Genomic DNA, 7,812 nt, shown 5'->3' with positions numbered 1-7,812 from the left:
GATAAAGTCCATATAATTGTGTAAAAGATAAAAGGCCATATGATCGTCCTTTTACGGTACAATGTTTTTAACGACAAAAACATACCTAGGAGGACTTCATATGACCCAAGTACATTTTACACTGAATGTCGAAGAGGTTCAAAGTATAATTGAACATTCGGTGAAAGATGATGTATCGAAAAATATTTTAACGACGATTTTCAACCAGCTGATGGAAGAACAGCGTTCTGAATACATACAAGCTCAAGAATACGAACGAACGGACAGCCGGATCAGTCAGCGAAACGGCTACTACGAGCGTGACTATACGACACGCGTTGGCACCCTGGAATTGCGAGTTCCTCGTACACGGGATGGCGGATTTTCACCTTCGGTGTTCGAGCGTTACCAACGGAATGAGAAGGCGCTGCTGGCTTCCATGTTGGAGATGTATGTTTCCGGTGTTTCCACTCGTAAAGTTTCCAAAATTGTCGAAGAATTATGCGGAAAATCCGTCTCTAAATCCTTCGTGTCCAGCCTTACCGAACAGTTAGACCCTATGGTCCAAGAATGGCAGAATCGATCCCTTACAACGACCGAGTACCCTTACGTTCTGACAGATGTCTTATACATTAAAGTTCGTGAAAATCGCCGTGTCATTTCTAAAAGCTGCCACATAGCTATTGGCATTACCGAAGACGGCTATCGAGAAATCATCGGCTTTATGATCCAAGGCGAGGAAAGCGAAGACACTTGGTCAACATTTTTCGAGTCATTAAAGGAACGTGGCCTTACAGGTGTAAAACTAGTTGTTTCAGATGCCCATAAAGGGCTAGTAGCGGCTGTTCGCCAGAGTTTTACCTATGTTTCCTGGCAAAGATGTCAAGTTCACTTTCTAAGAAACATTTTAAGTAAAGCCCCCAAGAAAAATGCCAAAAAATTTCGGGAGGCAGTGAAAGCCATCTTCAAACTGACAGATATTGATTTTGCCCGCACAATGAAAAATGCTTTGGTAGATGAATACATCGATCAAACGAAATATACCGAAGCTTGCGAAACACTTGACGCAGGCTTTGAAGATGCTTTTCAGTATACGGAAGCCGGTCAAGGCTACAATCGACTGAAGAGCACGAATCTTCTGGAACGATTGAATAGCGAAATCCGTCGGCGAGAAAAAGTCATAGGCATTTTTCCCAATCAGGCTTCGGCTAACCGCTTAATTGGTGCTATCTTGATGGATCAGCATGATGAGTGGGTGGGCAGTAATCGGAAATATCTCGCCATGGATCGCTAAACCCGTGAAGGCTTGACAATGAGCCTCCTTCGGCATGCCTTTTAGTCTGTGCAGGCCGATGAGGCCAGCCTGTCACAAGACTAGCATGCCGAAGCTCATTGTCAAGCCTCACTACTTACCATTCAGTAAGTAGAAGCGTTAGAAACATTGACTACTCTTTTACACAAAATTATGGACTTGACTTTGTAAGGCATCTGATTTTCTATAACTAATGAAGAAAAATGCTATAATGGCTGATATAATAGCGTTATTTATTGTGAGGTGTGAATTTAAATGTGGATATTTACTAAAGAGGAAGAATTAAATTCTGAAAAGATAAAAGAATTGAAGAATCAATGGTTCACTATGGAAGAGGCAATTGAGGAATTATCATTTGACGGAAAAAATTATTCAGAATCATCTTTTCGTAGAGATGCAGCTAAAGTTAATACTAATAAAGAGTTTGCCCAAATTGGAAAGCCTATGGTAAAAGAGGAGAAATTGGGAGGTAAAGGGCGACCAAGAAAAGTGTATAATCGTGCATTTGTTGAAGCACTTCGAACATTTGCAATAAGCGATTCTTATAAACAAGTCGAGGAGGAACCTATTGAATTCTTTATAAACAATGAATGGAAAGACATGATTAAAGGTAAATTCCAAAAAACATTGAAAGACTATAAAGTTGAACAAAAGTACATCAATATCATTGTTGAAGAACTTTTAAGTATAGTTAATGATGATATTATACAAAATTGCAATGCCTTAGTTGGACAAAATAAATTATTGGTACATCAAAATAAAAAATTAGAAGATACCAAGGAATATTATATTTCTCTACACCGAGGTGTTGAAGAGAACGCAAATATATTAAATAACATTGCCAATCATATAAAAAACGATATTTCTGAATCCTCTTCAGCATTAAGTAGAAAAGAGGTTTATCACTTGGATCAAACACTTAAAGTAAATAACAAGTTAGATGAAATACTGAAATTATTGAAGGAAACTAAAAGCGATAGGCCTTAAAATAGATGTCTCTATTAATCATCCTTTTCAGCCCCCCTAATTATAATCTTCTAATTCGTCTGTAAAGCAGAGACGAATTATCAATTAAGTAAAGGGTCTTCGTTCTTCGGATGTTATGAGTCAGCCAAGTAGGATAAGGGTGCGTAATAAAGCAATTTACGCTTTTAACGCACCCTAATTCATTAGGCTTCCCCAAAACATATACGAATCACTTGATAGCTTTGCTACTTACGCCACTTGACATTAATCGATGCGAAGATTCTCTCTGTGGTGACCAAAAAGGTCAAAAAATAATAGAGAGGTTGATCTAGATGGAAACCATTTTAGAGATTGTACGCATTGAACAAGTAATTCGAGAGGCAGAAGAAGGAGTTAATTACATTATTCGCAGTCCAGAAGATGGGGCAAAAATAGCATCTCGCTTTATTGGTCGTGATGATCGAGAAGTATTTTTTGTTATGTGTTTAAATACGAAAAATAATGTTATTGCAGTCCATCGATGTCATGTTGGTTCATTAAATTCCTCGATCGTACATCCTCGCGAGGTGTTTAAGTCAGCAATACTTAATAATGCAGCAAGTGTCATTGTGGCACATCAGCATCCAAGTGGTGACATAACACCGTCGATGGAAGATATTAACGTTACAAAGAGATTAGTCGAAGCTGGGAAGTTACTAGGCATTGAAGTACTAGATCACCTAGTGGTAAATAGTGATAACAGTTTTACTAACCTGAAAGAAAGAGGCTATATTTAAAAGGGAGAATTAACTCCATTTTTTTCTTCGACGTATTTTATATTCAACAAAATTCTTATAGCTTGTTCTAACGGGACAGAATACTTGAAAAAGAGGTATTTAATATTATACTTGACCGTGTACTAAGGTACACGGTTTATTATGTTTATAGGGGGATAAAATGAGTTATCGAATTAGTGTATTTGCAGAAAAATGTGGTGTAAATAAAGAAACGATTAGATATTACGAACAAAAAGCATTATTAAAAGAACCTTTCCGAACGAATACAGGCTATAGGATATATTCAGATGATGATGTTAAGCGTGTAAAATTTATCAAAAAACTACAAGACCTTGGCTTTACATTGAGTGAAATCTACAAATTGCTTGGAGTTGTTGATAATGATGAAGTTCGTTGCAAGAATATATATGAATTTGTATCAAAAAAGGAAATAGAAATTCATGAACAAATTGCAGATTTAAAGCGTGTTGAGTCAATGTTAAAGGACTTGAAAAGCCGTTGTCCTGATCAAAAATCGTTACATCAATGTCCTATAATTGAATCGTTAATTCCCTAATTGAATAGAAGGAGGAATAAATATGAAAAAATATCTGATTAGAATCAATGGAATGACTTGTACTGGATGTGAACAACATATTGATTCTGCATTAACCAATATAGGTGCTAAAAATATCGAAACCAGTTTTCGTCGTGGTGAATCGGTATTTGAATTACCTAATGATATTAATGTGAAGCAAGCAGAACAGGCAATCATACAAGCAAAATACATTCCTGAAAATGTAGAGGAAATTTCATCCACTAGAAATGTAGTGTTAGATCATAAAGATGGTTATGATTTACTCATTATCGGTTCAGGTGGGGCTACATTTTCTGCTGCTATTAAATCGATTGAATATGGTGCTAAGGTTGGCATGATTGAACGTGGTACAGTTGGAGGAACTTGTGTAAATAATGGGTGTGTACCATCAAAAACACTTCTAAGAGTAGGAGAAATCAACCATTTAGCAAAAGCAAATCCGTTTACAGGGATACAAACCTCTGCTGGAGAAGTTGATTTAGCCTCTTAAGTGAATCAAAAGGATGAATTAGTTAAAGAACTTAGAAATCAGAAATATATAGATTTAATAGATGAATATGGCATTGATTTAATTAAGGGTGAAGCTAAGTTTGTTGATGAGAATACGGTTGAAGTAAATGGTAAGAAACTTTCTGCCAAACGATTTTTAATCGCAACAGGTGCTTCTCCATCTATACCAACGATTTCAGGACTTGAAGAAGTAGATTATCTAACAAGTACAGCACTACTAGAATTTAAAAAGTGCCTAAAAGACTAACTGTTATTGGTTCAGGTTACATTGGATTGGAACTTGGGCAACTATTCCATAATTTAGGTTCAGAAGTAACGCTTATACAAAGAAGTGAGCGTCTTTTAAAAGAATATAACCCAGAGATTTCAGAAGCAGTAGAAAAAGTTTTAACAGAACAAAGTATAAACCTTGTGACAGGTGCTACCTATGATCGTGTAGAACAAGTTGGAGATGTAAAGAAGGTTTATATAACGGTAAATGGCAAGAAAAAAGTCGTGGAATCAGAACAATTACTTATAGCAACAGGAAGAAAACCAAATACGGATACTTTAAATTTAAGTGCGGCGGGTGTTGAAGTTGGAAAGCGTAATGAAATCCTAATAAATGATTATGCTAGAACAAGTAATGAGAAGATTTATGCTGCAGGAGATGTAACATTAGGTTCTCAGTTTGTCTATATAGCAGCCTATGAAGGTGGGGTCGTTGCTGATAATGCAATTGGAGGGTTAAATAAAAAATTAGATTTATCAGTTGTTCCTGCTGTCACATTTACAAATCCATCAATTGCAACAGTCGGCATAACAGAGAAAAAAGCAATAGAACAAGGCAATGAAGTAAAAACATCTGTACTATCTTTAGATTCCGTTCCTAGAGCATTAGTAAACCGTGAAACCACAGGTGTATTAAAGATTGTTGCTGATGCTAAAACATTAAAAGTTCTTGGAGTTCATATTGTATCTGAAAATGCAGGAGAAGTTATTTATGCAGCGACTTTAGTAGTTAAGTTCGGTTTAACCGTAGAGGATTTAAAAGACAGTCTTGCACCATATTTAACAATGGCAGAAGGATTAAGACTAACTGTCCTTACGTTTGATAAAGATGTTTCAAAGTTATCTTGTTGTTCAGGGTGAATGTAAATAAATGGGTGCATTACCTTAATCAGTTCAATTAACCTAATGTATTCAACTAGGATCTATCATTTGGTTCAAATTGGTACAAGTAATGTCAATTTCAATCCTTTTTCATTTATTTTTTTCCATATAACAATTCCCGAAATGTTGATATAAATGGATTACAATGTATTCAATACACTTATAATTTATCTGGATATTTTCTGAGAAATAGTCTGTTCAAATATAGAGGAGTTTATTAATTATGTGTTACAAATATATAGTTCCTGATATCGTGAAAAAGAAAGCATTGAGTTTGGGTGATGTGGGTGAAAAATGGCTCAATAATATAGGTAACCTAATTACTTTATTAGAGGATAAATGGAACGTGAAGGTTATTAAAAGTTTAAAAGGAGGCTCAGAAGCTTTTGTGGCTGAAGTTACGACCACAGGTAATAATAAAGCTATTATGAAGGTTGTAATGCCATCGGTACAAGGTAATTCAGATTTTGAACAACAAATAACGGCACTAAAATTAGCTAATGGAAAAGGGTATGTACGATTAATAGACTTTGATTTAAAAAATAGAGCATTGTTGGTTGAAAAATTAGGGAAACCACTAAGTGAGTTTAATTATAGTTCTAAGATTCAAATGGAAGTTATCTGTAAAACATTAAACCAAACTTGGATAGTTGTGGAGCAGGAAAAAACTAATTTACAAACAAGTACCTCCCTCATTACATGGTTCTCAACCTTTATTGTAGATTTATGGTTAGAGCTAAAGAAGCCTTGTGAAAAAAGTATTGTAGATAAATCATTAAGTTATTTAGAAAATCGTTTGAGAGTAGCTGAGTTGCAAAACGGAGTGTTAGTACATGGTGATGCACATAATGGAAATATTCTACAAGTTGAAACCAGTTCTGAGAGTGAAAGTATGTTTAAATTTATAGACCCTGATGGATTAATTGCTGAGCCTGCATATGACTTAGGTGTATTAATGCGGGAATGGGCGGATGAATTAATCTTAAATCCTGTAGAGAGTGGTTATAAAAGGTCTATCTTTCTTGGTGAATTAACTAATGTAGAACCAATGTCAATAAGAGAGTGGGGATACATCCAAGCAGTAGCAACTGGATTATTACTGATGAAAATCGGTGAAAAACCTCAAGGTATGCAATTACTTGATATTGCATCGGAATGGAGTTACGGCTTTCAAAGCGAACCATATTAAAAATTAATGGTCACGTGGTTATTTTTCACATTTCTTAAAATGTTTATTGAACTATCGGAGCGCTTTAGTGGAACAAACTGTCACAGCTCTTGTGTCGCTAACAGGGAGAAGAGTTGAGGAACCTACAAGCCAAGCTATACTGTTTTTACTTTGAAAAAGAGAACTCAGATTTTATAATTACTATATAAGATAAACGACAACGCCAGGTTGAATGAAATGGAGGACGAAGAAATGGATAAGTAACGTACAGATAATATTAAATTTAATTTATGGGAGTTGAAAGATTTATGACAATACAAAATATTTTAAACGAAATAATTAAGGAACTGAACGGGATATCTGGCATTGAAGGGATAGTTTTAGGAGGTTCAAGAGCAAGAGGCACTAATCACGACACGTCTGATATTGACATTGGAATATACTATGATGAATCGGCAGATTTTAATGTCAACGATGTTAGCAGAGTTGCTACTAAACTGGATGATGAACATAGAGAGAATTTAATTACATCTTTAGGCGAATGGGGTGCTTGGATAAACGGTGGTGGATGGATTATTGTTCAAGGTTATCATGTTGATTTAATATTCCGTGATGTTAATAGAGTGGAACAAGTCATTGATGAATGCCTGTTAGGTAACGTTTCAACTCATTACCATACAGGACATCCACATGCTTACCTGAATGTTATGTACATGGGGGAATTGTCCATCTGTAAAATATTAGATGAAAAAACGAATCGAATTTCCAAACTGAAATCCAAAACCATTCCATATCCCAAACCTTTAAGAGATGCAATAATTGGTTACTTTATGTTCGAAGCAACCTTTTCTTTAATGTTTGCTAAAGATAATGTTGATAAAGATGATATCTCTTATGTTACAGGTCATTGTTATCGAACAATCTCATGCCTAAATCAAGTCATATTTGCTATGAATGAAGAATATTGCATCAATGAAAAAAAGGCAGTTCGAATGATTGACGGGTTTGATATAAAGCCACAAGGCTACAAAAAAAGAATAGATGAAATTATCAAATTGCTTTCTCCAAGCATAGATAGCACAAGACGAGGGCTTGAAATACTTCAAGAACTTATTTTTGAGACAGAGGTTTTATTAAGTAATTAGGCTAAGGTAAAAAAGGTATATGGAAATCTTATTTCCTGTACTTTTTTATACTTCTTTTGTGCATTGTGAAAAAATACACTTAAAGTAAAGGGGTGCTTTAGTTTTGATTTAATAAAAAAAGAATCCCTTTGGTTGAAGTGACCCCTAAAAGTTAGACACGGTTATTTCATTTAGGCAGCTTGGTTAAAATGAGTTCGGTACTGCACCGGACTCATTTTTAATTTTGC

General features: G+C 35.3%; 6 protein-coding genes and 1 pseudogene. All 7 read left to right on the top strand.

Annotation, left to right across the window (positions count from 1 at the left end; genetic code table 11):
• Positions 1–100: 100 nt before the first annotated feature.
• A complete protein-coding gene (locus tag G470_RS0110655) occupies positions 101–1,273 on the top strand; it encodes an IS256 family transposase (protein WP_028273281.1) in 1,173 nt (390 codons plus the stop codon).
• Positions 1,274–1,546: 273 nt separating this feature from the next.
• A complete protein-coding gene (locus tag G470_RS13940) occupies positions 1,547–2,278 on the top strand; it encodes a hypothetical protein (protein WP_051258554.1) in 732 nt (243 codons plus the stop codon).
• A gap of 311 nt (positions 2,279–2,589) precedes the next feature.
• A complete protein-coding gene (radC, locus tag G470_RS13430) occupies positions 2,590–3,033 on the top strand; it encodes a RadC family protein (protein WP_028274792.1) in 444 nt (147 codons plus the stop codon).
• Between the two features lie 160 nt (positions 3,034–3,193).
• Positions 3,194–3,589: an Hg(II)-responsive transcriptional regulator gene (gene merR, locus G470_RS0110640; protein ID WP_028274791.1), complete on the top strand. Its 396-nt coding sequence runs from the start codon at positions 3,194–3,196 to the stop codon at positions 3,587–3,589.
• Positions 3,590–3,611: 22 nt separating this feature from the next.
• A pseudogene (merA, locus tag G470_RS13425) lies at positions 3,612–5,251 on the top strand (mercury(II) reductase).
• A 244-nt stretch (positions 5,252–5,495) separates the two neighbouring features.
• Positions 5,496–6,461 (top strand): aminoglycoside phosphotransferase family protein, encoded by a 966-nt coding sequence (locus tag G470_RS0110630; protein WP_051258553.1) that lies wholly within the window; start codon positions 5,496–5,498, stop codon positions 6,459–6,461.
• A gap of 287 nt (positions 6,462–6,748) precedes the next feature.
• The gene (locus G470_RS0110625; RefSeq protein ID WP_028274789.1) at positions 6,749–7,585 is read left to right on the top strand and encodes a nucleotidyltransferase domain-containing protein; all 837 of its coding nucleotides are present in this window, start codon (positions 6,749–6,751) and stop codon (positions 7,583–7,585) included.
• Positions 7,586–7,812 lie beyond the last annotated feature (227 nt).

The sequence above is a fragment of the Atopococcus tabaci DSM 17538 genome, from assembly GCF_000429585.1.
Classification (GTDB): domain Bacteria; phylum Bacillota; class Bacilli; order Lactobacillales; family Carnobacteriaceae_A; genus Atopococcus; species Atopococcus tabaci.
The sequence above is the reverse complement of the archived record's forward strand: the minus strand, read 5'-3'. Positions and strand labels throughout refer to the sequence as shown.

What these genes read in the sequence shown, in the direction of transcription:
- G470_RS0110655 (WP_028273281.1), top strand. Translation starts at nt 101, where the DNA reads ATGACCCAAGTACATTTTACACTGAATGTCGAAGAGGTTCAAAGTATA.
- G470_RS13940 (WP_051258554.1), top strand. Translation starts at nt 1,547, where the DNA reads ATGTGGATATTTACTAAAGAGGAAGAATTAAATTCTGAAAAGATAAAA.
- radC (WP_028274792.1), top strand. Translation starts at nt 2,590, where the DNA reads ATGGAAACCATTTTAGAGATTGTACGCATTGAACAAGTAATTCGAGAG.
- merR (WP_028274791.1), top strand. Translation starts at nt 3,194, where the DNA reads ATGAGTTATCGAATTAGTGTATTTGCAGAAAAATGTGGTGTAAATAAA.
- G470_RS0110630 (WP_051258553.1), top strand. Translation starts at nt 5,496, where the DNA reads ATGTGTTACAAATATATAGTTCCTGATATCGTGAAAAAGAAAGCATTG.
- G470_RS0110625 (WP_028274789.1), top strand. Translation starts at nt 6,749, where the DNA reads ATGACAATACAAAATATTTTAAACGAAATAATTAAGGAACTGAACGGG.